The organism is Novosphingobium sp. UBA1939 (assembly GCF_002336885.1).
Lineage (GTDB): Bacteria > Pseudomonadota > Alphaproteobacteria > Sphingomonadales > Sphingomonadaceae > Novosphingobium.
The window spans coordinates 75,160-100,198 of record NZ_DDFB01000125.1 but is presented as its reverse complement, the minus strand read 5'-3'; the positions used below and the strand labels follow the sequence as shown (position 1 = coordinate 100,198).

General features: G+C 66.9%; 24 protein-coding genes. 17 read left to right on the top strand and 7 right to left on the bottom strand.

Annotated features, from left to right (window positions below):
* Nucleotides 1-190: 190 nt before the first annotated feature.
* Entirely contained in the window at nt 191-1,180 is a 990-nt protein-coding gene (miaA, locus tag B3547_RS16685; protein WP_292964817.1) for a tRNA (adenosine(37)-N6)-dimethylallyltransferase MiaA, read from the bottom strand.
* Between miaA and serB the strand changes: the two genes are divergently transcribed.
* The gene (serB, locus tag B3547_RS16680; RefSeq protein WP_292964815.1) at nt 1,173-2,057 is read left to right on the top strand and encodes a phosphoserine phosphatase SerB; all 885 of its coding nucleotides are present in this window, start codon (nt 1,173-1,175) and stop codon (nt 2,055-2,057) included. The two genes, miaA and serB, sit on opposite strands and share 8 nt — an antisense overlap.
* Here the strand turns inward: serB and B3547_RS16675 are convergent.
* A complete protein-coding gene (locus tag B3547_RS16675) occupies nt 2,047-2,637 on the bottom strand; it encodes a hypothetical protein (protein WP_292964813.1) in 591 nt (196 codons plus the stop codon). The genes serB and B3547_RS16675 overlap by 11 nt on opposite strands.
* Before the next feature lie 111 nt (nt 2,638-2,748).
* On the opposite strand from B3547_RS16675, the gene B3547_RS16670 reads away from it, so the two are divergent.
* Entirely contained in the window at nt 2,749-3,582 is an 834-nt protein-coding gene (locus B3547_RS16670; protein WP_255504634.1) for a ubiquinone biosynthesis protein COQ4, read from the top strand.
* Between the two features lie 20 nt (nt 3,583-3,602).
* Nucleotides 3,603-4,184, top strand: a complete 582-nt coding sequence (locus tag B3547_RS16665) for a GNAT family N-acetyltransferase (RefSeq protein ID WP_292964811.1) — start codon at nt 3,603-3,605, stop codon at nt 4,182-4,184.
* Between the two features lie 36 nt (nt 4,185-4,220).
* On the opposite strand, the gene purL is transcribed toward B3547_RS16665, so the two are convergent.
* The gene (purL, locus tag B3547_RS16660) at nt 4,221-6,392 is read right to left on the bottom strand and encodes a phosphoribosylformylglycinamidine synthase subunit PurL (protein WP_292964809.1); all 2,172 of its coding nucleotides are present in this window, start codon (nt 6,390-6,392) and stop codon (nt 4,221-4,223) included.
* Nucleotides 6,393-6,529: 137 nt separating this feature from the next.
* On the opposite strand from purL, the gene B3547_RS16655 reads away from it, so the two are divergent.
* From B3547_RS16655 to queA, 5 genes are all read left to right on the top strand, one after another.
* Nucleotides 6,530-6,784, top strand: a complete 255-nt coding sequence (locus tag B3547_RS16655) for an exodeoxyribonuclease VII small subunit (protein WP_124809109.1) — start codon at nt 6,530-6,532, stop codon at nt 6,782-6,784.
* Nucleotides 6,785-6,840: 56 nt separating this feature from the next.
* On the top strand, nt 6,841-7,728 hold the full coding sequence (locus B3547_RS16650; RefSeq protein ID WP_292964844.1) for a polyprenyl synthetase family protein: 888 nt from the start codon (nt 6,841-6,843) through the stop codon (nt 7,726-7,728).
* Complete coding sequence (coaD, locus tag B3547_RS16645; RefSeq protein WP_124809108.1) at nt 7,729-8,241, top strand: pantetheine-phosphate adenylyltransferase; 513 nt, start codon at nt 7,729-7,731, stop codon at nt 8,239-8,241. It abuts the gene before it with no gap.
* 142 nt (nt 8,242-8,383) lie between these two features.
* Nucleotides 8,384-9,061, top strand: coding sequence for a peptidylprolyl isomerase (locus B3547_RS16640; protein WP_125956254.1), 678 nt, complete (start codon nt 8,384-8,386; stop codon nt 9,059-9,061).
* Nucleotides 9,062-9,077: 16 nt separating this feature from the next.
* Nucleotides 9,078-10,064 carry a tRNA preQ1(34) S-adenosylmethionine ribosyltransferase-isomerase QueA gene (queA, locus tag B3547_RS16635; protein ID WP_292964806.1) on the top strand — a complete coding sequence of 329 codons (987 nt, stop codon included), beginning with the start codon at nt 9,078-9,080 and terminating at the stop codon, nt 10,062-10,064.
* Here queA and B3547_RS16630 read toward each other — a convergent pair.
* Complete coding sequence (locus B3547_RS16630) at nt 10,028-10,960, bottom strand: alpha/beta fold hydrolase (RefSeq protein ID WP_292964804.1); 933 nt, start codon at nt 10,958-10,960, stop codon at nt 10,028-10,030. The genes queA and B3547_RS16630 overlap by 37 nt on opposite strands.
* 152 nt (nt 10,961-11,112) lie before the next feature.
* On the opposite strand from B3547_RS16630, the gene B3547_RS16625 reads away from it, so the two are divergent.
* The 5 genes from B3547_RS16625 to B3547_RS16605 are packed head-to-tail and all read left to right on the top strand — an operon-like array spanning nt 11,113 to nt 16,162.
* Nucleotides 11,113-11,586: a MarR family winged helix-turn-helix transcriptional regulator gene (locus B3547_RS16625; protein ID WP_292964802.1), complete on the top strand. Its 474-nt coding sequence runs from the start codon at nt 11,113-11,115 to the stop codon at nt 11,584-11,586.
* 17 nt (nt 11,587-11,603) lie between these two features.
* Nucleotides 11,604-13,571, top strand: a complete 1,968-nt coding sequence (locus tag B3547_RS16620; RefSeq protein ID WP_292964800.1) for an FUSC family protein — start codon at nt 11,604-11,606, stop codon at nt 13,569-13,571.
* Nucleotides 13,568-13,777, top strand: a complete 210-nt coding sequence (locus B3547_RS16615) for a DUF1656 domain-containing protein (RefSeq protein ID WP_124809102.1) — start codon at nt 13,568-13,570, stop codon at nt 13,775-13,777. The genes B3547_RS16620 and B3547_RS16615 overlap by 4 nt, the downstream gene beginning before the upstream one ends.
* A gap of 28 nt (nt 13,778-13,805) precedes the next feature.
* Nucleotides 13,806-14,735: an HlyD family secretion protein gene (locus B3547_RS16610; protein WP_292964797.1), complete on the top strand. Its 930-nt coding sequence runs from the start codon at nt 13,806-13,808 to the stop codon at nt 14,733-14,735.
* Nucleotides 14,732-16,162, top strand: coding sequence for an efflux transporter outer membrane subunit (locus B3547_RS16605; protein ID WP_292964795.1), 1,431 nt, complete (start codon nt 14,732-14,734; stop codon nt 16,160-16,162). Before B3547_RS16610 ends, B3547_RS16605 begins: the two co-directional genes overlap by 4 nt.
* Here B3547_RS16605 and B3547_RS16600 read toward each other — a convergent pair whose 3' ends face one another.
* Nucleotides 16,163-16,810 carry a TetR/AcrR family transcriptional regulator gene (locus tag B3547_RS16600; RefSeq protein WP_292964793.1) on the bottom strand — a complete coding sequence of 216 codons (648 nt, stop codon included), beginning with the start codon at nt 16,808-16,810 and terminating at the stop codon, nt 16,163-16,165. It lies immediately after the preceding gene.
* Nucleotides 16,811-16,928: 118 nt separating this feature from the next.
* Between B3547_RS16600 and B3547_RS16595 the strand changes: the two genes are divergently transcribed.
* From B3547_RS16595 to B3547_RS16580, 4 genes are all read left to right on the top strand, one after another.
* A complete protein-coding gene (locus B3547_RS16595; protein ID WP_292964791.1) occupies nt 16,929-17,948 on the top strand; it encodes a VOC family protein in 1,020 nt (339 codons plus the stop codon).
* A complete protein-coding gene (locus B3547_RS16590; protein ID WP_292964789.1) occupies nt 17,945-18,787 on the top strand; it encodes a fumarylacetoacetate hydrolase family protein in 843 nt (280 codons plus the stop codon). Before B3547_RS16595 ends, B3547_RS16590 begins: the two co-directional genes overlap by 4 nt.
* Before the next feature lie 64 nt (nt 18,788-18,851).
* On the top strand, nt 18,852-20,279 hold the full coding sequence (locus B3547_RS16585; RefSeq protein WP_414690571.1) for a bifunctional 3-(3-hydroxy-phenyl)propionate/3-hydroxycinnamic acid hydroxylase: 1,428 nt from the start codon (nt 18,852-18,854) through the stop codon (nt 20,277-20,279).
* Between the two features lie 78 nt (nt 20,280-20,357).
* Nucleotides 20,358-21,746 carry an aspartate aminotransferase family protein gene (locus tag B3547_RS16580; protein ID WP_292964785.1) on the top strand — a complete coding sequence of 463 codons (1,389 nt, stop codon included), beginning with the start codon at nt 20,358-20,360 and terminating at the stop codon, nt 21,744-21,746.
* Nucleotides 21,747-21,756: 10 nt separating this feature from the next.
* Here the strand turns inward: B3547_RS16580 and B3547_RS16575 are convergent, their stop codons facing one another.
* The gene (locus tag B3547_RS16575; protein WP_233497796.1) at nt 21,757-23,115 is read right to left on the bottom strand and encodes an amino acid permease; all 1,359 of its coding nucleotides are present in this window, start codon (nt 23,113-23,115) and stop codon (nt 21,757-21,759) included.
* 37 nt (nt 23,116-23,152) lie between these two features.
* Nucleotides 23,153-24,898, bottom strand: a complete 1,746-nt coding sequence (locus B3547_RS16570) for an amidohydrolase (RefSeq protein WP_292964782.1) — start codon at nt 24,896-24,898, stop codon at nt 23,153-23,155.
* Nucleotides 24,899-25,039: the final 141 nt, after the last annotated feature.

Below are 25,039 nucleotides of genomic sequence, written 5' to 3'. Positions count from 1 at the left end.
AACGTATCGTTTTTCCATCCCCGGAAGAGGACGGCACTTGCTCCGACCGGGGCCGGAAATACACTGTCGGCCGAAAAATTATGGCCCGGCGCAGAGCTGGCTGCGCCGGGCCGTCTCTCCCTTCCGGGCACCCGACGCAAGTCGGGCAGTTGACGGCCTGCTACTTGATATAAAATGCCATGTCAAGCAGCTATGTTTGAAATAATCCTGCTATATCGCCTCTGTCAAGGTAATTTTCGTTCGCAAGGCGGGGCCATTCCGCCGGATTCTGGTGTTTCAGCCAGGTGAACTGCCGTTTGACGTAGTTTCGCGTGGCTTGTTGTCCCGCCGCAATGGCCGACTCGGCATCGCTTTCGCCGCGCACGAACGCCGCGATTTCCGGCACGCCGATGGCGCGCATCACGGGCAGGGCCGGGTCCAGCCCGCGCGCGAGCAGCGTCCGCACTTCCTCGATCGCGCCGCCTTGCCACATCCGGCGGAAGCGCAGGTCGCAGCGGTGATAAAGCCACTGCCGATCGGGCAGCAGGATCACGGGGGCCAGGGTGACCGTGCCGCCGATGCCACCGCTGCGTTCGGCCTGCCACGCGGCCAGCGGGCGGCCGGTCGAGCGCACCACTTCCAGCGCGCGGGCGACCCGCGTGGTATCGGCCGGGGCCAGCCGGGCCGCGCGTTCGGGGTCTTCGGCGCGCAGCGCTTCCCACGCCTGCGCGACCGGCATCGCGCGCACCGCCGCGCGGACGGCGGGATCGATCGGTGGCACGGGCGCGATCCCGTCGAGCAGGGTGCGGATGTAAAGCCCGGTTCCGCCCACCAGGATCGGCAGGGCGTCGTCGGCATGGGCCTGCGCGATTTCCGCGCGTGCCGCGTCGGCCCAGTCAGCGGCGGAGCAGGCCACCGCGCCGTCCCACGCGCCGAACAGGCGGTGGGGTATGCCCTGCATCTCCTGCTCGGTCGGCCGCGCGCTCAGCACGGCGAGATCGCGATAGACCTGCGCGCTGTCGGCATTGATGACCACGGCCTTGCGCCCCAGTGCGCGTTCGTGCAGCGCCAGCTTTATCGCCAGATCGCTCTTGCCGCTGGCCGTCGGCCCTGCAATGAGCGCCAGCCGTGGCTTGGCCGGCGATCGTTCGCCAGCGTCCAGGCCGTTATCGTGGAATGAAAGGGAATTATCGGTGCTCATCGCCCGCCTGATAGCAGAGCCTGAGACGCTTGGTGACAATCTTGCGCGCGCGATGGAAGCGATCGAGGAACGCGGTTGGGAAGTGGCCGGCGCGGGAATGCTCGAAGGGTGCGAGGAGGTGCTCGAACTCGAAGTGCTGGAGGGCGATCCGGCCGAGGTCCGCCGCATTCTCGACGCGCACTTTCCGGACAGCGACCTGCTGCTGTCGCTCCACCCGATCGCGGCGCCGCGCCTGTTCGTCTCGGACATGGATTCGACGATGATCCAGGCCGAATGCATCGACGAGCTGGCCGATTTCGCGGGGATCAAGGACCAGATCGCGGCGATCACCGAGCGCGCGATGCAGGGCGAACTGGATTTCGAGGCCGCCTTGCGTGAGCGCGTGGGCTTGCTGCGTGATCTGCCCGAAGCCGCGATCCACCAGTGCCTTGCCGAACGGATCGCGCCGATGCCGGGCGCGCGCACGCTGGTATCCACGCTCAAGGCGCGGGGATGCCACACCGTGCTGGTGACGGGCGGCTTTCACAGCTTCGCCGATCCCGTGGCCGAACAACTTGGGTTCGAGCGCGTCGTGGCGAACAGGCTGGAAATCCGCGATGGCGCGCTGACCGGCGGGCTTGTCGGCGGGATTACCGACAGCGGCGTGAAGAAAGCCGTGCTGCTGGAGGAAACCGCGCGGCTGGGCGAGGGGGCTACTAGCCTCGCGACCGGGGACGGTGCCAACGACATCCCGATGATCGAGGCGGCGCATTGGGGCCTTGCCTATCGCGCCAAGCCCAAGGCGCGCGCGGCGGCCGATGGCTGGATTGATCGCGGCGATCTCACCGCGATCCTGCTGCTGTTCGGCATCCCGCGCGAGGAATGGGTCAACGACTGAGGGCAGCGGGGCGGCGGGTCTTGACCCGCGCCGCGATCCGCAGGCCCAGCGCGGCGATGGCGATGCCGCCGCCGATCAGCCCGATCATCCGCGTTTCCGGCCGCGCGATGCGCCCCACGTAGGAAAAGGCGAAGATGAACCACAACCAGTGGATGCCGAACGTGTGCAGCCGCTTCCATCCCTTGCCCAGCCGGCGCATCGCGGCGTCGGCGGAGGTCAGCGCCATGGCGATGAGGAGCACGTAGGCCAGACCTCCGCCCAGCAGGGTCGGCAAGGGCCGTTGCGTGCCCGACAGGCGCAGGAACGTGATCAGCGCCGCCAGGTGGATCATGTGGCAGGCGGCGAAGCCAAGGCCCCAGTAACGCCGTTCGCGCAGCAGCGCCCGCGTTTCCGGGCCGGGCCACAGCCGTGCCAGCGAGGATGCGCTGTAGGTCAGGATCAGCAGCGGAAAGCCGGCGCGTGCGGTCCAGCGCGCGGCAAGCTGCCAGCCTTCCGTGGTGGAGCGCCCGGCCAGCAGGCCTGCCGCGAGCGCCACGAGCCCCAGCGATATGCCAAGCAGCACCTGCCAGCGTTGCTTCATCGATCCCTCCCGGTATTTTGTCGGAATTTAGGTAGTCGATTTGAAACCTATTTGCCATAGCGAGGCAAGATTGCTAAATGACAGTGGTGTAAGTAACTCGCAGGTGCATGAATGGCTACGCTCGCTACCGCCTCGATGACCGATACCGCGACGCGCGGGACCAACGATCTTCCGTTCATGCTGCCCGGCCGCCCGAAAATGCGATACGATTTCGCGAAGGCGTGGCGTCATTTCCGGGAACTGGTGAAGGACAAGGAGAACACCGCCGAAGTGTTCCCCATCTTCGAGGCGCTGCCGTGGCGCGGGGTCTACGATGCCGCGCGCGCGTTCCTGTCGACGGAGCGCGGTCAGCGTATCCGGGCGAGCGAGCCGTCGCTGGTCACGATTCTCGACGATCATGAAGCGCTGCGCAGGCTGCCGGCGGGGTCTGTCGGGCAGGTCTATTGCGACTTCATGGAGCGCGAGGGGCTGTCGGCGCAGGGGCTGGTCGACGAACTGGAAAAGTACCGCCCGGCCAATTCGCGGTTCGACGATCAGGTCGATTGGTATATGCGTCGCCTGCGCGATACGCACGATCTGATGCACGTGCTGTCCGGTTATGGGCGCGATGCGCTGGGCGAACAGTGCGTGCTGGCGTTCACCTATGGTCAGCAACCGGCGCTGGCGCACCTGTTCCTCGGCTATGCCGGAGCCATGGAGATTTCGCGGCGCGGCCGGGTCAAGGTGCCGATCTTCCGCGCGGTGCGCGAAGGGCACAAGATGGGCAAGGCGTGTTCACGGCTGGCCGAAATGCCGATCCGCGATGTCCTGGCGATGCCGCTGGACGAAGCCCGCCGGATGCTCGGCATTCGCGCGGCGCGCTACTATCCCGAAGCGCATGCCAAGTGGCGCGCGGCCGGAATCGACCCCTACGATCTGCTGGCGGCGGCCCAGCAGGCGGCCTGATCGCGGTCCAGCCCCAGACCATGTTCCAGGAAGCAAGCCTTGCGGAACGTGATCCCGTAGCCGCCATGCTGGCACGCGCCTTTGCGGTCGATCCGGCGATGGCGTTCATCTTCCCCGACGCCGCCGTGCGCGCGCGCCGGATGCCGCACCTGTTCCGGCTGCTCTATGCCAGCGACGCGCGAGCGGGGACGGTCTTCGCATACCAAGGCTGCCGCGCGGCGACACTGTGGCGTGCGCCCGGCCGAACGAAAGTGCCGCTGATGGAAACGGTTGCGGGCGCGCCCGCCTTCCTGGCCGCGCTCGGCCCGGCGGTGGCGCGCGCGATCCGGGTGTCGCACGCGATCGAAAGCCACATGCCAAGCGGGCGATTCTGGTATCTGCACATCGCCGGATGCGATCCGGCGGCGCAGGGCAAGGGGCTGGGCGGCGGCGCGATCCGCGCGGGTCTCGATCGCTTTGGGCGGACGGAGGATTGCTATCTCGAAACCGCCACCGAAGGAAACATCGGCATCTACAACAGGCTTGGTTTCGAGGTCATCGACACGTGGACGGTGTCGGGCGGAGGGCCGCGATTCTGGTCGATGCTGCGGCCGGCGGGTTGATTGCCCCAAACCGGCCGCGCTCGCAATCCGTCAGGGTCAGGCTTCCATCCAGTCGTGGAAGAACGCCTCGTTGGCGGCTTTCAGCGCTTTCACTTCCACGCCCGCGACCGTGCTGCCGTCGACCGTGCCGATGCGAACCGCCCCTTCCAGCATGACGCCGGGCCGCGCCGTCACGATGTAGCGCCCCTGGTCCTCGCCGAACGCCGATGCGGCGGTAAGCGGGATGTCGAGCGTGCAGCCAAGGCCGCTGCCCATGGCCATTTCCGCCAGAGCGACAAGCAGGCCGCCATCGCTCACGTCGTGCACCGCCGTCACGCGCCCGTCGCTGATCCATTCGCGCACGAGTTCGCCATGGGCGCGCTCGTCGGCCAGATCGACCGGCGGCGGCGCGCCTTCCTCGCGCCCGTGGATCTCGCGCAGCCACAGCGACTGGCCCAGGTGCGTGCCTTCGCCGCCGACCAGCCAGATGCCGTCGCCGTGTGCCTTGAAACGGACGGTGACCATCTTTTCATGGTCCAGCATCAGGCCGACGCCGCCGATCGCCGGGGTGGGCAGAATGGCCGAACCGCCGCCCGTGGCCTTGGATTCGTTGTAGAGCGAGACATTGCCGCTCACGATCGGATAATCGAGCGCGCGGCAGGCATCGCCCATGCCTTCGAGGCAGCCCACGATCTGCGCCATGATTTCGGGGCGCTGCGGGTTGGCAAAGTTGAGACAGTTGGTGATGGCCAGCGGTGTGGCGCCCACCGCGCAGATGTTGCGCCATGTTTCGGCCACGGCCTGCTTGCCGCCTTCGTAAGGATCGGCATAGCAATAGCGGGGCGAGCAGTCGGTGCTGATCGCCAGCGCCTTTTGCGTGCCATGCACGCGCACCACGGCGGCATCCCCGCCCGACTTTTGCAGCGTGTCACCACCGACCTGCGAGTCATACTGCTCGAAGATCCAGCGGCGCGAGGCCAGATCGGGGCAACCGATCAGCTTGAGCAGATCTGCCGACACATCCGAAGCGGGCAGGGCGCCAATGGCGGGCACCTTGGCCCAGGCCTTGTATTCGTCGCGGGGCAGGTGGGGGCGGTCATAGAGCGGCGCGTCGTCGGCCAGCGGATCGAGCGGGATGTCGCACACCACCTCGCCGTTGAACTCCAGCACCATATGGCCGGTGTCGGTCACCTCGCCGATCACGGCAAAGTCCAGCTCCCACTTCTTGAAGATGGCTTCGGCCATGGCTTCCTTGCCGGGCTTCAACACCATCAACATGCGCTCCTGACTTTCGGAGAGCATCATTTCATAGGGCGTCATGCCCTCTTCGCGGCAGGGCACCATATTCATGTTGAGGCGAATGCCCGCGCCGCCCTTGCTGGCCATTTCGACCGAGGACGAGGTGAGGCCCGCCGCGCCCATATCCTGAATGGCGACGATGGCATCGGTGGCCATCAATTCGAGACAGGCCTCGATCAGCAGCTTTTCGGTGAAGGGGTCACCCACCTGCACGGTCGGGCGCTTTTCTTCCGACTTCTCGTCGAAATCGGCCGAGGCCATGGTGGCGCCGTGGATGCCGTCGCGGCCGGTCTTGGATCCGACATAAACGATCGGATTGCCCAGACCCGTCGCGGCGCAATAGAAGATCTTGTCCGTATCGGCCACACCCACCGTCATCGCGTTGACGAGGATGTTGCCGTCATAGGCCTTGTGGAAATTGGTTTCGCCGCCCACCGTCGGCACGCCCACGCAGTTGCCATAGCCTCCGATGCCGGCGACGACGCCCTGCACCAAATGCTTCATCTTCGGGTGATCGGGGCGGCCGAAGCGCAGCGCGTTCATGTTGGCGATGGGCCGCGCGCCCATCGTGAACACATCGCGCAGGATTCCACCGACGCCGGTTGCCGCGCCCTGGTAGGGTTCGATGTAGCTCGGGTGGTTGTGGCTCTCCATCTTGAAGATGGCGGCCTGCCCGTCGCCGATGTCGATCACGCCGGCGTTCTCGCCGGGGCCGCAGATCACCCATGGCGCTTCTGTGGGCAGCTTCTTCAGGTGGAGGCGGCTCGACTTGTAGGAGCAGTGCTCGGACCACATCACCGAGAAGATGCCCAGTTCCACGAGGTTGGGCTCGCGCCCCAGCGCTTTCAGGACGCGCTGGTATTCATCCTCGGACAACCCGTGCGCGGCGACGACATCGGGCGTGATCTGCGGTGCGGTGCTTTCGGCCATGCGCGGCCCTTAGCGGCGCGCGGCGAGTCTCGCTAGCCCTGCCGTGGCGGTTGCCGTGCGGCCGAAACATTTGCCTTGACGGGCAAGTCCCGTTCCGAGCTTGACCGGTGCCGTTCCCGCCGCCAAAGCTGGGTGCGATGGCTACTAATCCCGATATCGCGTCGCTCAGTTTCGAGGAGGCGCTGAAGGCGCTGGAAGACGTTGTGCGCCGGCTCGAAAGCGGTGAGGCACCGCTCGACGAATCGATGGACCTTTACGAGCGCGGCGAAAAGCTGCGCGCGCATTGCCAGGCCCGGCTCGATGCGGCGCAGGCACGGATCGAGGCGATCGTCACCGATCGCGACGGCCGCCCCACCGGCACCCGCCCCTTTGACGAGGCAGCATCGGCATGACGACCACTTCCGACCAGGATGCCGCCAAACAGAACTCTGCCGACGAAAGCGGCACGATGGCTGTGCTCAAGCCCGCGCTGGCGCAGATCGCCGAAGATATCGACGCCAGCTTCGACGCCCTGCTGGCCGTGGCCGGCGACCCGCGCGATCGCTTGATCGAGGCCATGCGCTATGCCGCGATTGGCGGTGGCAAGCGGCTGCGGCCACTGCTGCTGACCGCCACCGCGGGCATGTTTGGCGTCGATCGCGCCAGCGCGGTGCGTGCCGGGACGGCGCTGGAAGCGGTCCACGTCTATTCCCTGATCCACGACGATCTGCCGTGCATGGATAACGACGCGACCCGCCACGGCAAGCCCACGGTGCATATCGCCTACGACGAGGCTACTGCCGTGCTTGCTGGCGATGGGTTGCATGTCTTTGCGTTCGAAGTGCTGTCCGATCCCGCGATGAGCGGCGATCCGTTCGTGCGCATCGAACTGGTGCGCACGCTGGCCATGGCGAGCGGCGCGAACGGCATGGCCGGTGGCCAGATGATGGACATCGCCGCCGAAACCGCCAGCTTCGACCTGCCGACGGTTACCCGTCTCCAGCAGTTGAAGACCGGCGCTTTGCTGGCAGCCGGTGTCGAGATGGGGGCCATTCTCGGGCGCGTTCCGCCGGAAGGGCGCACGCACCTGCGCGGCTATGCCCGCGATATCGGCCTGGCCTTCCAGATCGCGGACGATCTGCTCGATACCGAAGGCGATGAAGCGGTGGCCGGCAAGGCGCTGCGCAAGGATGCGGAACGCGGCAAGGAAACCTTCGTCTCGCTGCTGGGCGTGGAGCGCGCGCGCGAACAGGCGAAAATGCTGGTCGAACAAGCCGTGCAGCACCTTGCGTCTTACGGACCGGAGGCGGACGTGCTTCGTGCCGTGGCGCGCTTCATCGTCGAAAGGGATCATTAAATGGGGGAGAGGATCGGGGTATACCCCGGCACGTTCGATCCGATCACGCTGGGGCATCTCGACATCATCCGTCGCGGTGCCAAGCTGGTCGACCGGCTGATTATCGGGGTGACCACCAATCCGTCGAAGAACCCCATGTTCACGCCGGACGAACGCATCGCCATGGTCGAGCGCGAAATGGCGACACAGGGGATCGAGAACGTCTCCGTGGTGGGTTTCAACGCGCTGCTGATGAAGTTCGCCGAACGGCAGGGCGCCACCGTGATCGTGCGCGGCCTGCGCGCCGTGGCGGATTTCGAATACGAATACCAGATGGCCGGCATGAACCAGCAGCTCAACGACCAGATCGAGACGATCTTCCTGATGGCGGACGTGAGCCTCCAGCCGATCGCGTCGAAGCTGGTCAAGGAAATCGCCATGTTTGGCGGCGACATTTCCGACTTCGTGACGCCCGATGTCCGGGACGATGTGATCGCCCGCATCGAAACGACGGGCCGGCTGGGCGACTATTGATCGCCCCGTTCCGATGGGCTGGTCCTGTGCGGAACTGCAATTCGTTCATTGCAGTGACAGCGCGCCCGGCCTATCGGCCACGGATGCGGTTTCCGGCCCGCATTCTATTCTGCCCGGATGAACGCTGAAGGTGGTCTTGCAGATGGTTTCGCGCTTCCTTGCCTCGATCGCGCTTGGCGCCGTGGTTCTCGCCACCCCCGCCATGGCCAAGAAGAAGCAACTGTCGGTGAAGCCGGACACGCCGCCCATGCAGTACGCGGTCGATACCTCGCTGAACGACGATCCCGATAATATCCTGCTGCTGGACTTGTCGAACGGTGGCCGCGTGGCGATCCGGCTGATGCCGCAGTGGGCGCCGCACCATGTCGAGCGGGTCAAGGAACTGGCGCGGCAGGGCTTCTACAACGGGGTCATCTTCCACCGCGTGATCGATGGCTTCATGGCGCAGACCGGTGACCCGACGGGCACAGGGCAGGGCGGTTCCAAGCTGCCGGACCTCAAGGCGGAGTTCAACGATGCGCCGCATCTGCGCGGCACCGTATCGATGGCCCGCACCAACGAGCCGAACTCGGCCAACAGCCAGTTCTTCATCGTGTTCTATCCGCGTTTCGCCCTCGATCACAAATACACCAACTTCGGTCGCGTGATCTCCGGCATGGAATACGTCGACACGATCCAGCGCGGCGAACCGCCGTCGAATCCGACCAAGGTAGTCCAGGCCTCGATCGCGTCCGACAACAAGGCGCGGCCGGCCGTTGCCGCGCCCGTTGCCGCGCCGGCGATCACGGCCGACATGCTGAGCCACTCGCAGTCCAACTGATCCGCTGCCTCGGGCGATGCGCGTCGATCTCTTCGATTTCGAGCTGCCGCCCGAACGGATAGCGCTGCGTCCCGCGCGGCCGCGCGATGCGGCGCGGATGCTGCTGGCCAAGGGTGACGGCACGCTGGCCGACCATGTCGTGCGCGATCTGCCGGCCCTGCTGCGGGCGGGCGACGTGCTGGTGTTCAACGATACGCGCGTGATCCCCGCCCAACTCGAAGGACGGCGCGGCGAAGCGAAGATAGGGGCGACGCTGCACAAGCGGATCGACCTGCGCCGCTGGCAGGCCTTCGTCCGCAATGCCAAGCGTCTGCGCGAAGGGGATGTCATCGATTTTGGCGCCGATGTGTCCGGCACGGCCGAACAGCGCCATGATGACGGCAGCTGGACCCTGTTCTTCCCCGGAGACGAGCCGGTGGAGGTGCTGCTGGAGCGTGCTGGCCGAATGCCGCTGCCGCCCTATATCGCGGGCAAGCGGCCCACCGACGAGGAAGACCGGCGCGATTACCAGACGATGTTCGCCGCGCGTGATGGCGCGGTCGCCGCGCCCACGGCGGCGCTGCATTTCACCGACGGGCTGATGGCCGCGCTGGCGCAGGCGGGCATCGCGCACGAGACGCTGACGCTCCATGTCGGCGCGGGAACGTTCCTGCCCGTGAAGGCGGAAGACACGGCCGATCACCGGATGCACGCCGAATGGGGGCGGATCGAGGCGGACACCGCCGATCGCCTGAACCGCGCGCGCGCCGCCGGCGGCCGGGTAATCGCGGTGGGCACGACCAGCCTGCGCCTGCTGGAAAGCGCGGCGGGCGAAGACAACGTGATCCGCCCGTTCGCGGGCGATACCTCGATCTTCATCACCCCCGGTTACCGCTTCCGCGCGATCGACGGCCTNNNNCTGATGGGGCTGGAGACGATGCAAGCGGCCTATGCCCATGCCATCGCTAACGCATACCGGTTCTACAGCTACGGCGATTCCAGTCTGCTGCTGCCGGAGGGGTGAGGGGGCCGCGCATCGTCGTGGGCCGTTTTCGTCATCCTTGCCGCAAAAGTGCCGAATGCTTCGGTGACGGCATCGGGGTTATCGATCCAGGGGAAATGCCCTGCCGACGGGATCGAGGCGTGGCTGACGTTGGCGCCGCGATAACGCGGGGAATCCCAGCCACCTTGCCAGACGATCCGGTCTTCCGCACCCGCGAGTACCAGCACCGGCAGCGTCCGGGGCCACCATGCCGCGCGATAGGTATGATCGAAGTGAGCGTCGGACCACTCAACCGCGGCGCTGTTGTATGGCATGCGGGAAAGCAATTCTTGTCCGGCGGGAATGGCGGACGGGGTGAAATTCCATGGAGCGGATGCGACCGCGATGGCGGCGATGTTCTCGTCGCAGCGATCAGCCTCGTAAACGGCGGTTGCTGCCTCCACCGCGGGCAGGGGGTTCCGTTGCGTCATCCCGACGAACCTTGCGTGCCATGCCGCGTCTGGCGCGCTGTCGAGCAGCACCAGACCGCATATGTGCTGTTCAAGCTCCGGCGTGGCGAGGAGATACATGCCGCCGGTGGAATGCCCCGCGAAGACAACGTTCGGCAATGCCATCGCCGCCTCGACCAGGACCTGCGGCCATACCGAATAGGGATCGGCCGGAGCGCCCGGAGGTTTCCGGTTGGAGCCATCGCCGGGCAGGTCCACCAGCCATACGGCACCCGGCAGGTCGAGCGCCGACGCCAGTTCCTCGAGACTTTCCGAACCTATTCCCGGGCCACCGGGCAGAAACAGCCAGTTGAGGAGGCCTGCCTGCCTGCCTCGGCAGCGTAGCCTTACGCCGGACGCGGTAAACAGCGTTGTGGTCATATCAGCTCCTGCCAGCTCCGCCCGGGCGGGCTGAAGCGGCCGTAGCAACTCTTCCCGCCGATGGAAGGGCGGCCTCGGCCGCGATCATCGCCTCACGCGCGTTTTCTGCAACTGACCGTCTTCACATTGCATCTCGTCAGCCGGCCCGACTCGTTGTAATTCGTTTACAAACGAACTAATTGCCGAGAGCGAGATTTCCCATGAACCAGCGACGCATCCTGACCGGCTCCCTGCTGCCCTTTGCCCGCAATTGGCGGAGAGCGGTGGACTATGCGTTGCGCCCGTTCGGCCTGTCCGAATCCCTGGGCGCGCCGCTGATCTACCTGGGGCGCTCCGGCGGCGGGCTGAGTCAGAACGAGCTGGCCGAGCGCAGCGGGATCGGCGGGCCGGCGCTCGTGCGCGTGGTGGACCGGCTGGTGGCGATGAACCTGATGACGCGCCACATCGACGAAGAGGACAAGCGCCTGCGCCGGCTGCATCTCACGGCCAAGGGCGAGGCGCTGGTGTTCCAGCTTGAGGAAGCGCTTGACCGGCTGCGCGACGTGATCATGGCCGACGTGACGGACGAGGACGTGACGGTGTTTCTGTCGGTGGTCGACAAGGTTGGTGCCGCGCTCGACCGGCTCGATCTGGCCAGCGCCTTCCTGTCAAACGATGAGGGAGCTGGCGCTTGAACGCGCATGCCTCTCGCATGGTTTTCTCGCTCAACAGCTTCGCGGCGGCTGTGCTGGCGTTGTTCATGGCGCTGGGGCTGGGGCTGGTGAACCCCTACTGGGCGGCGATGACGGTCTATATCGTCAGCCAGCCTCAGGCCGGGTCGGTCCGTTCCAAGGCGCTTTATCGCGTGATCGGGACGGTGGTTGGCGCGGCCGTTGCGGTCGGCGCGGTGCCGCTGCTGGTGGACGCGCCGGAACTGCTCAGCCTGACGCTGGCGGTATGGGTCGGCCTGTGCCTCGCCATCTCGCTGCTCGACCGCACGCCCCGCGCCTATGTGTTCATGCTGAGCGGCTATACCGCCGCGCTGATCGGCTTCCCTTCGGTCAGCGCGCCAGGCACGGTGTTCACGACTGCCGTGGCCCGCGTCGAGGAGATCTGCCTCGGCATCACCTGTGCCACGCTGATCCACAGCGTGGTGTTGCCGCGCGGCATTGCCGGCACGCTCGAAGCGCGGATCGACGGGTTCCTGCACGATGCGCAGGCCTGGGTGCTGGATGCGCTGGCCGGCGTTCACGATCCGCACAACCGCGATGTCCACAAGCTGGCCGGCGACATCACCGAATTGCACATCCTGGCCACGCATCTGCCGTTCGATACATCACATTACCACGATCGCAGCCTTGAGGTGGGCAAGCTGGCGGAGCGTATGGCGATGCTGCTGCCACTGGCGCAATCGGTGGGGGACCGGCTTGATGCGTTGCGGCAGGGAGGGGGCGTGCTCTCGCCCGCCAGCGACCGGCTGATTGCCGATGTCCGGGCATGGGTGGTTGCGGCGGACACGGCTTCGCTCGATCTCGCCGCGGCGCTATCCCGGCGCGCGCGCGGGCTGGAGCCGGTGCTGGGCGAAATGCCTTCCGACGATGAATTGCTGCGCGCCAGTTTTCACGCGCGGCTCGCGGAAATGATCGAGGCCTGGCGCGATTGCGCGGTGCTGGCGCGGCATTTGCGCGATGGCGGAACTGCACCGGCGCCCTTGCGCGCGGTGCTCGCCGACGAGCGCGCGCGCCGGCTGCACCGCGATTACGGCATGGCGGTGTGGTCGGGTCTCACCGCGAGTTTGGCGATCCTGCTGCTCTGCGGGTTCTGGATCGCTACGAGCTGGCCCGATGGCGGTACGGCGGTGATGATGGCTTCGATCTTCGCCAGCTTCTTTGCGGGGATGGATGATCCCTCGCGCGAGATCAACAAGGTGGCGATCTGGTGGAGCTATGCCACTGTCGTCACCGGCATCTACCTGTTCGGCATAGTGCCGCAGGTTCACGATTTCTCCACGCTGATGCTCGTGCTGGCGCCCACGTTCCTAGTCATCGGCTATTTTATGGCTATTCCCCGATGGACCATGCGGATGGTGCCCCTGGCGATGGGGATCAACGGCACGCTGGGCATTCAGGAGGGCTTCTCCCCCAGCTTTGCCGGTTTCGTGAACAGTTCGCTGGCCTCGGTCGTGGGCGTGCTGACAGCCTCGCTGGTGACTCGGCTGGTGCGATCGGTGGGGGCCGATTTCTCGGCGCGGCGGATCGTCCGCCTCGCCGAACGGGATCTTGCCAGCCAGACGCGGACCGAACCGCCGCTCGCGGTGCCGGCCTGGACCGGGTTGATGGTGGACCGCGTGGGCCTGCTGGGCGCGCGCGTGGCGGTGCGGGGCGATCCGGACGATCTGGTGGCGCAGACGCTGCGGACGATGCGTGTCGGTCTCAACCTGTTGACGCTGCGCCGCGTGGGGCCGCCGCGCGCCGATGCGCCGGCCGTGGGGCGCCTGCTCGATGCGCTCCGCCGCTACTGGCGCGGCCGCGGCGAGGGCGATCTGCACGCCCGGATTGCCGAGGCTATCCGCGAAGTGGCCGCCACGCCACCCACGCCTGCCCGGCGCGAGGCGCTGCTGGCGCTGACCGGGCTGGACCGCACGCTTGTTCCCGCAGACGTCAGGACCGAAGCCGCATGACGCCCGAACTGCATCTTTACGGCGTGTTCTTCCCGCACCTGTTCGCGACCGCGGCGGTGGCGCTGGTCCCGTTCCTGTTCATCCAGATCGCGATGCGGCGGTGGCGGCTCTACCGCTTCGTCTGGCACCGCTCGCTGTTCGAGATCGCGCTGTTCGTGGCGCTGACCGGCGCTGTCTCCGGCCTTCCGCTAACCTTCATTCACTGAAACTCCTTTCCCATCAGGCGAACCCGAAATGTCTCCCCGATCCCTTGCTCCTGCCTCGTTCCGGCCGATCCTGATCGGCATCCTGCGCGTTGCCATCACGCTGGCGGTGGTCGTCCTGGCGTTCGTCGCCGGGCGCGCGATGTGGCAGCGCTACGAGGTCGATCCGTGGACGCGCGATGGCCGCGTGCGCGCCGATGTCGTCAAGGTCTCGTCCGACGTGCCGGGGCTGGTCACACGCGTGTTCGTCCGGGAGAACGACCGCGTGACGAAGGGGCAGGTGCTGTTCGAGGTGGACACGCCCCGCTACCGGCTGGCGCTGGCCCAGGCGCAGGCCGCCGTGGCAAGCGCGCAGGCGACTGCCGCCGACGCGCATTCCCAGTTGCGCCGCGCACGGATGCTGGGCGATCTCGTCTCCGCGGAGGAGCGCGAGGCGCTGGAAGCCAAGGCGGAGACAGCGAGCGCCAGCCTTGAGGCGGCGCGGGTCGCGGTCAACGTGGCGCGCCTCAACCTGGAGCGCACGCTCGTCCGTGCGACGGTGAACGGCTACGTCGCCAACCTGCTGCTCAAGCCAGGCGATTATCTGGCAGCCGGCGCGCAGGGGCTGGCCGTGGTCGATGCCGATACGATGTGGATCGACGGCTATTTCGAGGAAACCAAGCTGCCGCGCATCCACGTTGGCGATCGCGCAAGGGTGTTGCTGATGGGCGAAACCAGCCCGATCGAAGGGCGCGTGGAAAGCATCGCGCCCGGCATCGACGATCGCGAGCGGACCAATGCCAGCAACCAGCTGGCAAGCGTGAATCCCACGTTCAACTGGGTGCGGCTGGCGCAGCGCGTGCCGGTGCGGATCGCGCTGGTCAGGGTGCCACAGGATATCCGCCTGATCGCCGGCAGGACCGCCACCGTCGACGTGATCGATGGCGCCGGGCGCACCGTCCATGCGGGAGGCCGGTCGTGAACCGGATCGGTCGCCTGACTCGCCTGGCGGTGCTGCTCGCGCCCACCCTGGTGCTGTCCGCTTGTGTGCATGTGCCGATGGAGCGCGACCGGACCCAGACCGCGCTTTCCGAAGCGCCGGCCGCCAATGCGCCGTTCGTCAGCATGGACAAGGGACCATTCCGGGATGATCCCGTGCCGGGCCAGTGGTGGAAGCTCTACGACGACCCCCAGCTCGACGGTCTGATCGAGGAGGCGTTCAAGGCGAACACCGATTTGCGCGTGGCGGCGGCGAACATCGACCGCGCCAGTGCCATGATCCGGCAGGCCCATGCACAGGGAACGGTTCTGGCGAACCTCAACGCCGGGGCGACGGTCAACCGCGATCCGGTCGCTTTCGAGAGTTTTCAGGGCTATCCGCTGGTCAGTGGCGGGGCTTCGCTCACCTATGATTTCGACGTAGGCGGGCGCATCCGCAGCCTGACGGCGGCGGCCGGGCATGACCGCGATGCGGCGCAGGCCGCCTATGACCTGACGCGCGTCAACGTCGCCGCGGGCGTGGCCGGGGCCTATGCCGATGCTTGCGCTGCGGGAATGCTGCGCGCGCGGGCGCAGCACAGCCTTGGACTATTGCGGCGCAATCTGGACTTCACCAACCGGCTGATCGCGGCCGGACGCGGAACGCCGCTCGATCGCGACAACGCCGAAGTGCTGGTGGCGCAGCTGGAGGCGCAGATGCCGGGATTCGACACAGCGCAGGAAAACGCGCTGTTCCGGCTGGCGACGCTGCTGGGGCGTCCGCCGGCCGAGTTTCCCAGGGAGATCCAGACCTGCGTGCAACCGCCGCGCGTGACCAGCGTGCTGCCGGTGGGCGATGGTGCCGCCTTGCTGCGGCGCCGGCCCGACGTGCGCGCGGCGGAGCGAACGGTCGCGGGTTCGCTCGACCGGATCGGCGTGGCGCGATCGGAGCTCTATCCCACCGTGCGCTTCGGCGCTTCCGTGGAGGACGTCAGCCCGTTCAAGTTTCCGGGAACACCGCGCGGCTTGTCGTTCGGCCTGGGGCCGCTGCTGTCGTGGACCTTTCCCAACCGCAAGATCGCCCATGCCGAAATCGCGGCGGCCGAAGCCGAACGCGACGCGGCGCTGGCACGCTTCGACGGCGTGATGCTGGGCGCGCTGCGCGAGACGGAAAGCGCGCTGACCACCTATGCCCACGAACTCCAGCGCAACGCCTCGTTGCGCGAGGCGCGCGACAAGGCGGCGGCGGCGCTGGCCAAGGTCCAGCGGATGCGCGCGGCCGGGCGCGAGAACGCGCTGACCGGGCTGGACGCCGCGCGCACGCTTTCGGCGGCGGAAATGACGCTGGCGACATCGGACGCCGCGCTTGCCAGCGATCAGGTGGCGGTGTTCCTTGCGCTGGGCGGTGGCTGGCAGGCCGACGCAGTGTAATCAGGCGCTTGTGATCGCGCGGAGGTGCTGCCGCACACGTTCTGGATCGGCGATGCGCGCCACCGCGCTGGCCGATGCACCAAGGCCGCGCAAGCCCAGCGCCAGCATGTCGGCAACGAAGCCGGCCGCGTGATCGACCGAGGCCCGTTGCACCACGCTGCTGGCCATGACGATCTGGCAGCAGCCCAGCCAGTAAAGCACGCCCGCCCGCCCGCCTTCGGGGGAAACGAGGCCGTCGGCCAGCGCGGCGCGCATGTCTTCCAGCAGGCCCCGGTTGAGCGGGTGATCCTCGACCACGGTGCCGGAGGAGGACCGGGTCAGCACGGCCGCGCGCTTGGGCTCGGCCAGGGCGAAGGCGGCGGCGGCGATCATGCCTCCGGCCAGCCGTTCCAGCGGATCGGCGATGTCGCGATTGGTGCGCCCCACCAGGGCTTCCACGTCAACGCGGATCGCGCGCGAGATCGCTCCGGCGAAATCGTGCTTGTCCTCGAAATGGTTGAAGAACGATCCCTTGGCGACGCCGGCTGCGGCGACCACTTCGTCGATGGCGATCGCGTCCACCGGGCGTTCGGCCAGCAGTTCCAGCCCGGCGGCGAGCAGGGCGGAGCGGGTGCGCGCGGCGCGGGGGGAAAGCGTGGGTTCGATCATGGTTCGGTCCATAAGCGCTCTTGACCGTTTGGTCATTCATGATATTTGACTAAAAAGTCAAGTTTGAGTCGCGGCCTTCAGACCGCGGCCGGACAGAGGATGCCGGGAGACGATGGCGATGAGCATCATCCGCGTCGAGGATATTGCCCACGTGCGCTTTGCCGCGCCCGATCTGCAAGCCATGCGCGCCTTTCTGGAGGATTTCGGACTGGCCTGCTTCGAGCAGGATGGGCGGCTCTATGCCCGGGGCGGGGATGGTCGGCCGTTCCTCCATGTGACCGAACCGGGCGAGCCGGGCTTTCGCGGCGTGGGCTTTCGGGCGGAGCGGATCGAGGATCTGGAAGCGCTGGCGCGTGCCGAAGGCGTGGCGGTTGAACCGCTCGACGAACCCGGCGGCGGCTCGGTCGTCCGCCTGCGCGATCCCGATGGTTTCATGGTGGAAGTGGTGGCGGGCCAGTCGAAGGAATCGGAAAGCCCCGCCATGGCCGATCCCGTGCGCAACACTGCCAGCGCGAAGCCGCGCTTCCGCCAGCTCGTGCGGCTGGAAGGGGGGCCGGCGCACGTCCGGCGCATCGGCCATTGCGTGCTCAACGTCTCCGATTTCCGCACGTCGGAGGCGTGGTACAAGGAACGCTTCGGCTTCCTGACGTCGGACGAGGTGGAAGCCGCGCCGAACCTGCCGCTGGGCGCGTTCATGCGCTGCGACCGGGGCGACAAGCCGGCCGATCACCACACGCTGTTCCTGGCGCAACTGCCGCAGAAGCCGGCCTTCCTGCACGCCGCGTTCGAGGTTTGCAACTTCGACGACCTGATGCTGGGGCACCAGCACCTCAAGGCGCGCAAGCGCACGGCGGCATGGGGCGTGGGCCGGCACATCATGGGCAGCCAGATCTTCGATTACTGGAAAGACCCCTGGGGCCACGAACTCGAACACTGGACCGATGGCGACTTGCTGACGGCAGCCGATCCGCCGCAAAAGATGCCGGTCGCGAGCCTGCTGGCGGTGCAATGGGGCAGCCCGCATCCGATGCTGGCGGGGCGTATGGCTCCGAAACCCGGGGTTCTCGCCTTCATCATGGCCCTGCAATTGCGCATCCGGCGGCTGTTCCGCCGCAACCCGAAAGGACAAGCCGCATGAAACTTGCCAGCTATCACGCCGCCGATGGCGCGATCCGCACCGCGATCGTTGTGGACGAAACGCTGATCGATACCGGCATCGCCGGATCGATGATCGATCTGATCACAAACTGGGATGCAGTGAAGGACGGGCTGGCCGCGAAGGCTGCCGCGGGCGGTGGCGTCCCGCTGGCTTCGGTGCGGCTGGCGTCGCCCGTACAGCGGCCGGGCAAGATTTTCGCGATCGGCCTCAACTATGCCGATCACATCGCGGAATCGAACATGGGCACGCCCGAACGGCAGGTATGGTTCACCAAGGCGCAGACGTCCGTGAACGGGCCGTTCGATCCCATCCTGATAGCGAAGGGCACGGGCACCAACGACTACGAGGTCGAACTGGTCGCCGTGATCGGCAAGGGGGGCAAGCATATCCCGGCGGACAAGGCGGCGGAGTATGTGTTTGGCTATTGCGTGGGCAACGACGTGACCGAGCGCATGTGGCAGCACGCCGGCCCGCAATGGTCGCTTGGCAAGAGCTTCGACACGCACGCGCCGATGGGGCCGTGGCTGACCACCGCCGATGACGTGGCCGATCCGCACGCGCTGGGCATCCGCTGCTTCGTCAATGGCGAGAAGCGGCAGGATTCGAACACGCGGAATCTGGTGTTCAACCTGTGGCAGCAGATCGAGCATCTTTCGCAGGCGATGACGCTGGAGCCGGGCGACGTGATCTTCACCGGCACGCCCGGTGGCGTGGGCGCGGCAATGGACCCGCGCCAGTTCCTGAAGCCCGGCGATGTGGTGCGGTGCGAGATCGATGGCCTTTGCGCGATCGAGGGCACGATGGCGGCGGAGGGCTGAGCCGATGGCCGCCGCCGCTATCCAAGAATGCGACGTTCTCATCGCCGGCGGCGGCCCGACCGGCGTGACTCTGGCCCTCCTTTTGGCCCGGCAGGGCGTTTCGGTGATCGTCGCGGAAAAGGAAGCGGAGGTCTATCCGCTGCCGCGCGCCGCGCATCTCGATCACGAGATCATCCGCGTGTTTCAGGAAGTGGGCGCGGCGGAAGCCATCGTCCGGTCGAGCCGGCAATCGAGCCGCTACGATTTCCTCAACGCGGCGGGCGAGATCCTGTTGCGGTTCACCGGATCGGACCGGATCGGGCCGGGTGGCTGGCCCGCCGCGAACATGATCCACCAGCCATCGGTGGAGCGGGTGTTGCGGGACAGGCTGGCGGACTACCCGGCGGCCCGCCTGGAGCCGCGCTGGGACGTGCTGTCGTTCGCGGAAGACGCCGAGGGAGTGATCGCCCAGATCGACACGCCCGATGGCCAGCAGGAGGTGCGTGCGCGCTATCTGGTGGGGGCGGACGGCGCGCGCAGCCCGATGCGCAAGGCGGCGGGGATCGGCTTCGAGGATCTTGGGTTCGAGGAACCCTGGCTGGTGGTCGATACCATCGTGCAGGACTTTTCGCGTCTGCCGCCGGTGAACCTCCAGATTTGCGATCCGGATCGCCCGACAACCTGCGTCCTGATGGGCGAGGGGCGGCACCGCTGGGAATTCATGATCAGGCCGGGGGAAACGCCGGAGGAGATCAGTGCGGACGCCACCATCGCGCGATTGATGGCGCCGTGGAAAGTGGATGGTGCGGTCACGCTGGAGCGCAAGGCGGTCTATACGTTCCGCGCCCGGATTGCGGAACAGTGGCGCAAGGGGCGCCTGCTGCTGGCGGGCGACGCCGCGCACCAGACGCCACCTTTCGCCGGGCAGGGCCTGTGTTCGGGCATTCGCGACGCGGCGAACCTTGCCTGGAAACTGGCCGCGATCCTGCGCGAGGGTGCGCCGGACAGCCTGCTCGACAGTTACCAGCCGGAGCGCGAGCCCAACCTGCGCGCGACCATCGGCATGGCGATCATGATGGGGCGCACGGTCTGCATCACCGATCCGGCAGCGGCGGCGGAGCGCGACCGGCAGATGCTGGCAGCCCGCGCGGCTGGACAGTCGCCCGATGGAGCACCGGCCTATCCGCCGCTCGATACCGGCGTTGTCCTGGCGGGAAGCGCGGGTGCCGGCAGCTATTTCCCGCAGGCGATTGCCGATGGTGCGCGGCTTGACGATGCGCTGGGAGCCGGGGCGTGGCTGCTGGTGCGGGGCAACGCTGCCGGGGAAGAGGGCATCCGTTCGGCGGGACTGGATGATCCTGCGCTCGCCCCGTTCCGGCAAGCGCTGGAAACATGGCTGGATGCGCATGACGCGCCGGCCGTGCTGGTGCGGCCGGATCGCTACGTGTTCGGCACCGGCGATGCCGCCGTGCTGGCGCAAGCGTGGCGGAACGCGGCTTTCGCCAGGGGATAGGCCGACGCGCAAAAAAGGAGGCGGATGGCTCGCACATTTCGCTTAATCGGCAGCGCCGGCCGACGTAGTGTCCGGCGCATGACCTCGTTATCCAACCGCTCGCTTGTCGACATCGATCGCGACAACCTGATCCATCCCGTCGTTTCGTTTCGCGGCCACGAAAAGCACGGGCCGCGCATTCTGGAATCCGGGCAGGGCATGTGGCTGACCGATATCGACGGCCGCCGCATGATCGATGCATTCGCCGGGCTGTGGTGCGTCAATGTCGGCTACGGGCAGGAAAGCATCGTCGAAGCCGCGACCGAACAGCTCCGCAAGCTGCCCTACGCCACGGGCTTCTTCCACTATGGCTGCGAACCGGCGATCCGGCTGGCCGGCGAACTCTGCGCGCTGGCGCCGGAAGGGCTGGATCATGTCTATTTCACGCTGGGTGGGTCGGACGCGGTCGACAGCGCCATCCGCTATATCGTGCATTACTGGAACGCGGTGGGGCAGCCGCAAAAGAAGCACTTCATTGCGCAGGTGAACGGTTATCACGGGTCGAGTAGCCTCGGTTCCGGCCTAACCGCGCTGCCGCACTTCCACCGCAACTTCGATCTGCCGCGCCCGTGGCAGCACCATATTGCTTCGCCGTTCCCCTATCGCCACCCGGAAGGGCACGATCCGGCCGCGCTGATCGCCGCCAGTGTCGGTGCGCTGGAGGCCAAGGTCGCGGAACTGGGCGCGGAGAACGTGGCGGCGTTCTTCTGCGAGCCGATCCAGGGATCGGGCGGGGTTATCGTGCCGCCGCGCGGCTGGCTCAAGGCGATGCGGGAAGCCTGCACGCGGCTGGGCATTCTGATGGTGGTGGACGAGGTGATCACCGGCTTCGGCCGCACCGGGCCGATGTTCGCGAGTCTGGAGGAAGGCGTCTCGCCCGATCTGATGACCATGGCGAAGGGGCTGACCTCCGGCTACGTGCCGATGGGCGCGGTCATGATGGCCGATCACGTCTATCAGGGGATCGCCGATGGTGGCGCCGAAGCCCTGCCGATCGGCCATGGCTATACCTATTCGGGCCATCCGGTCAGCGCCGCCGTGGCGCTGGAATGCCTGCGGCTCTATCAGGAAGGCGGGCTGCTGGCGAACGGGGTGGACGTGGGCGGCACGTTCGCCGCCCATTTCGAGCGGTTCAAGGACCATCCGCTGGTAGGCGACGTGCGTTCGCGCGGGCTGCTCGGCGCGATCGAACTGGTTTCGGACAAGCAGGCGCGCACCAATTTCGCGCCGGAGCTCGATGTCGCCGGCCGGCTTGCGCAACTGACGTGGGACAACGGCGTGATCGTGCGCTGTTTCGCCAACGGCGCGATCGGCTTCGCGCCGGCGCTGTGCTGTTCGCACGACGAAATGGACGAGATTTTCGCGCGGATCGACCGCACGCTGGACCAGTTTCTGGCGATGCCGGATATTCGCGCGGCGATGCGTTAGGCGCCTGGCTCTATGCGGCGGCCCTGTCGCGCGTATCGCCGCGGAACGAGGCGGCGGTGGCGATGCCCAGCACCACCAGGCTGCTGACCAGTTCGATGCGCGCGCTGGGGCTGAACGCCATCGCGCCCAGCACCGCGAGGATCGCCCCGGCCGTGGCATAGCTGATATAGGGGTGCAGCCACATGCGGATGGGCGGTGCCGTGCCTTCCTGTTCGTTGCGGTTGCGCAGGCGCACCTGCGCGAAGCAGACGAACAGGTAGATGAACAGCATCAGCGCGCCCGAGGCGTTGACGAGGAAGCTGAACACCAGTTCCGGCGAAAGCACCGAGGCGGCGAGCGCGAGATAGGCGAACAGGCTGGCGAAGATGGTCGAGCGCGCGGGCACCGAGCGCCGGTTCAGCGCGACGAGTGCGCGGGGCGCATCGCCCTTTTCCGACAGCACGAACAGCACGCGTGAGGTGACGTAGAGCCCCGAATTGAGGCACGACAGCACGGCCACCAGCACCAGCAGGTTCATCATGTCGCCCGCGTGCGGGATGTGCATGTAATCGAGCGCGGCGGCGAACGGGGACTTGCCCGGCACGATCGAGGTCCACGGCACGACCGAGACGATCAGGCCGATCGAGAGCAGGTAGAACAGCAGGATGCGCAGCGCCACGCTGCCGGTGATGCGCGCGATGGTCTTGGCCGGTTCCTGCGATTCCGCTGCCGCCACGGTGGCGATCTCCGCGCCGCATAGCGCAAAGATCACGCTGGTCACGCCCGCGATCACCGCCCCCCATCCGTTCGGCGCGAAGCCGCCGTGCGAGACGAGGTTGGCGAACGTCGGCCCGGTGGGCGAGGTGATCCCGCTGGCCCACAGCCCGGCGATCAGAATGAATGCGATGATTGCGCCGACCTTGGTCAGCGACAGCCAGAACTCGAACTCGCCATAGGAAAGCGCGGACATCAGGTTTACCGCCGTCAGCCCGGCGAGAAGGAACACGCCGATCGTCCACACCGGCAAGTCTATCCAGCCGTGCAGGATCACCGCCCCCGCGATCGCCTCGATCGCGACCACCACCACCCAGAAGTACCAGTAGAGCCATCCGCAGACGAAGCCGGCGCGATGGCCCAGACCGATGCGCACCAGTTCGGTGAACGATCCGGCGCCGGGATGCTGGCTGGCCATCTCGCTCAACATGCGCATGACCATCAGGATCACCAGCCCGGCAATGCCGTAGCTGACGATCACCGCCGGCCCCACGCGCGCGATGGAGGTGCTGCTGCCGACGAACAGGCCCGCCCCGATGATGCCGCCAATGGCGATCATCGAGACGTGGCGGGATTTCAGGGCGGTGCTGAGGCTGCGCGGGTTTTCAGCGGACACGGAGTCTCCGGGAGGGTCAGGGCGGGGGATGCGCCGGTCAGCGCTGGAACACGAGCTTGCCGCCCAGGAACGTCATGTCAACCTGCCCCGCCAGGATTGTCTCCGGGCTGGCCGTCAGCGGATCGAACGGCAGCACGATCAGGTCGGCCAGCTTGCCCGGCTCGATCGTGCCCTTGGTCTTCTCCTCCCACGAAAGGTAGGCGCCGTTCGCGGTGTACATGCGGATCGCGTCCTCGCGCGGGATCGCCTCGTCCGCACCGTGAACCTGCCCGCTCGGCCCCTTGCGGGTGATCGCTGCGTAAAGGCCCACGAACGGGTTGACCGGAAGGTTGTCGCTGCCGAACGCCATGAACAGGCCGAACTTCTTGACCGGCGTGGTCAGCGGATTGTTGTGCGCCAGCCGCCAGTCGTCGAGCACCTGCATGTAGCGGTCCTCCAGATTGTAGAGGAAGTTCGGCTGCTGCGCGATCATGATGCTGTCGCGCTTCATCGTCGCCATGGTCGCGTCGGGCGGCATGATCGTGAAATGGTCGGTGAACCAGCGGCGGTCGGCCATCGGGTGCGCCGGATCGGGAATGGCGTTCAGCGCCTTGTCATAGGCCTGGATGGTCTGGACGATGGCGGCATCGCCGATGCAGTGCAGGCCCATCTGCCAGCCGAGGCGGGCAGAAGTATCCACCATCTCCTGCAATTCCGCGTCGGTATAGCGCCCCTTGCCACGGAAGCCGGGCTGGCCCTTGTAATCCGCGAGCAGCCAGGCAGTGGGGCCGGTGAAGCCACCGTCCACCGCGTTCTCCCCGATCGCGCCGAGCCGGACGTGCTCGTCGCCATAGCCGGTGTGATAGGGAAAGGCCTTGAGCCGCTCCGCGCCGGGATAGATGATGTACATCGTGATGCGCGGCAGTTGGTCGCCCATTTCGGCATAGATTTCGCGCGCGCGGCGGAACGTCATGTTGGCGCCGGCCCACGAGGCGCCGGGATCGGTGCCGGCCGCGCCGCCCTTGCCGACAGGTTCGTCGTCGATCGTGCCGCTGGCGTCATGAAAGCTGGTGATGCCGAGCGAGAGGATGTTCTTGAGCCAGCCGATATAGGCCGGGCGCATCGATTCCCAGCTGGGCGTGGGGATGAATGCGCTGACCAGATCGAAGCGTTCGCGGATGATCCCGTTGGGTTCGCCGGCCGCGTCGTGCTCGATCAGACCGCTCTTGGGATCGGGCGTGGTGCGATCGATCTTGGCAATCTTGAGTGCGGCGGAATTGCTGACCGCCGAATGCGCGCCGGCGCGCACCAGCATCACCGGGTTGTTCGGCGTGGCCGCGTCAAGGTCCGCGCGCGTCAGGTTGCGCTTTTCGGCAAGGTTCGATTCCTGCCAGCCATAGCCGGTGATCCATTGGCCGGGGCCGAGTTGCGCCGCCTTCGTGCGCAGCATGTCCTGCACTTCGGCCACGCTGTGCGCGCTCTGGACGGCAATGTCGTTCGGCGCCATCGGCTTGGGGTGCAGGTGCGTGTCGGTGAAGCCGGGCATCAGCGTGCGACCGGCGAGGTCGATCGTGCGATCGGCCGTGTAGCGATCCGCCAGTTCCTCGCCCCCCACGGCGACGATGCGGCCATCGCGGACGGCCACCGCCGAGCGGACGGAAAACGAAGGGTCGACCGTGAGCACGTGGCCGTGGCGGAGGAGGAGATCGACTTTCTCCTTCGCCAGGGCCGGCGCAGCCCATGCCGCGGTGATCGCCAAAGCCGTGCCGAGCAGCCGGATCCGCCGCCCCGTTGTATTGGTCATTTCCCCTTGCCCCCGCTTGCGCCAAAAACTGAACATCTGTCCGGAATGCTAACAGCATCCGCGCGGCGTTCAATCGGCCCCGCCCACCTTTGTTTGCGGCGCCCGCATTCCCGTTTGCCCGCGAACGAATGGTTGCCATTA

Excerpts from the sequence above, each read along its gene's own strand:
- miaA (WP_292964817.1), bottom strand. The coding sequence starts at position 1,180 with ATGAGCACCGATAATTCCCTTTCATTCCACGATAACGGCCTGGACGCT.
- B3547_RS16675 (WP_292964813.1), bottom strand. The coding sequence starts at position 2,637 with ATGAAGCAACGCTGGCAGGTGCTGCTTGGCATATCGCTGGGGCTCGTG.
- B3547_RS16670 (WP_255504634.1), top strand. The coding sequence starts at position 2,749 with ATGGCTACGCTCGCTACCGCCTCGATGACCGATACCGCGACGCGCGGG.
- B3547_RS16665 (WP_292964811.1), top strand. The coding sequence starts at position 3,603 with ATGTTCCAGGAAGCAAGCCTTGCGGAACGTGATCCCGTAGCCGCCATG.
- purL (WP_292964809.1), bottom strand. The coding sequence starts at position 6,392 with ATGGCCGAAAGCACCGCACCGCAGATCACGCCCGATGTCGTCGCCGCG.
- B3547_RS16655 (WP_124809109.1), top strand. The coding sequence starts at position 6,530 with ATGGCTACTAATCCCGATATCGCGTCGCTCAGTTTCGAGGAGGCGCTG.
- B3547_RS16650 (WP_292964844.1), top strand. The coding sequence starts at position 6,841 with ATGGCTGTGCTCAAGCCCGCGCTGGCGCAGATCGCCGAAGATATCGAC.
- coaD (WP_124809108.1), top strand. The coding sequence starts at position 7,729 with ATGGGGGAGAGGATCGGGGTATACCCCGGCACGTTCGATCCGATCACG.
- B3547_RS16640 (WP_125956254.1), top strand. The coding sequence starts at position 8,384 with ATGGTTTCGCGCTTCCTTGCCTCGATCGCGCTTGGCGCCGTGGTTCTC.
- B3547_RS16625 (WP_292964802.1), top strand. The coding sequence starts at position 11,113 with ATGAACCAGCGACGCATCCTGACCGGCTCCCTGCTGCCCTTTGCCCGC.
- B3547_RS16620 (WP_292964800.1), top strand. The coding sequence starts at position 11,604 with ATGGTTTTCTCGCTCAACAGCTTCGCGGCGGCTGTGCTGGCGTTGTTC.
- B3547_RS16615 (WP_124809102.1), top strand. The coding sequence starts at position 13,568 with ATGACGCCCGAACTGCATCTTTACGGCGTGTTCTTCCCGCACCTGTTC.
- B3547_RS16610 (WP_292964797.1), top strand. The coding sequence starts at position 13,806 with ATGTCTCCCCGATCCCTTGCTCCTGCCTCGTTCCGGCCGATCCTGATC.
- B3547_RS16600 (WP_292964793.1), bottom strand. The coding sequence starts at position 16,810 with ATGATCGAACCCACGCTTTCCCCCCGCGCCGCGCGCACCCGCTCCGCC.
- B3547_RS16595 (WP_292964791.1), top strand. The coding sequence starts at position 16,929 with ATGAGCATCATCCGCGTCGAGGATATTGCCCACGTGCGCTTTGCCGCG.
- B3547_RS16590 (WP_292964789.1), top strand. The coding sequence starts at position 17,945 with ATGAAACTTGCCAGCTATCACGCCGCCGATGGCGCGATCCGCACCGCG.
- B3547_RS16580 (WP_292964785.1), top strand. The coding sequence starts at position 20,358 with ATGACCTCGTTATCCAACCGCTCGCTTGTCGACATCGATCGCGACAAC.
- B3547_RS16570 (WP_292964782.1), bottom strand. The coding sequence starts at position 24,898 with ATGACCAATACAACGGGGCGGCGGATCCGGCTGCTCGGCACGGCTTTG.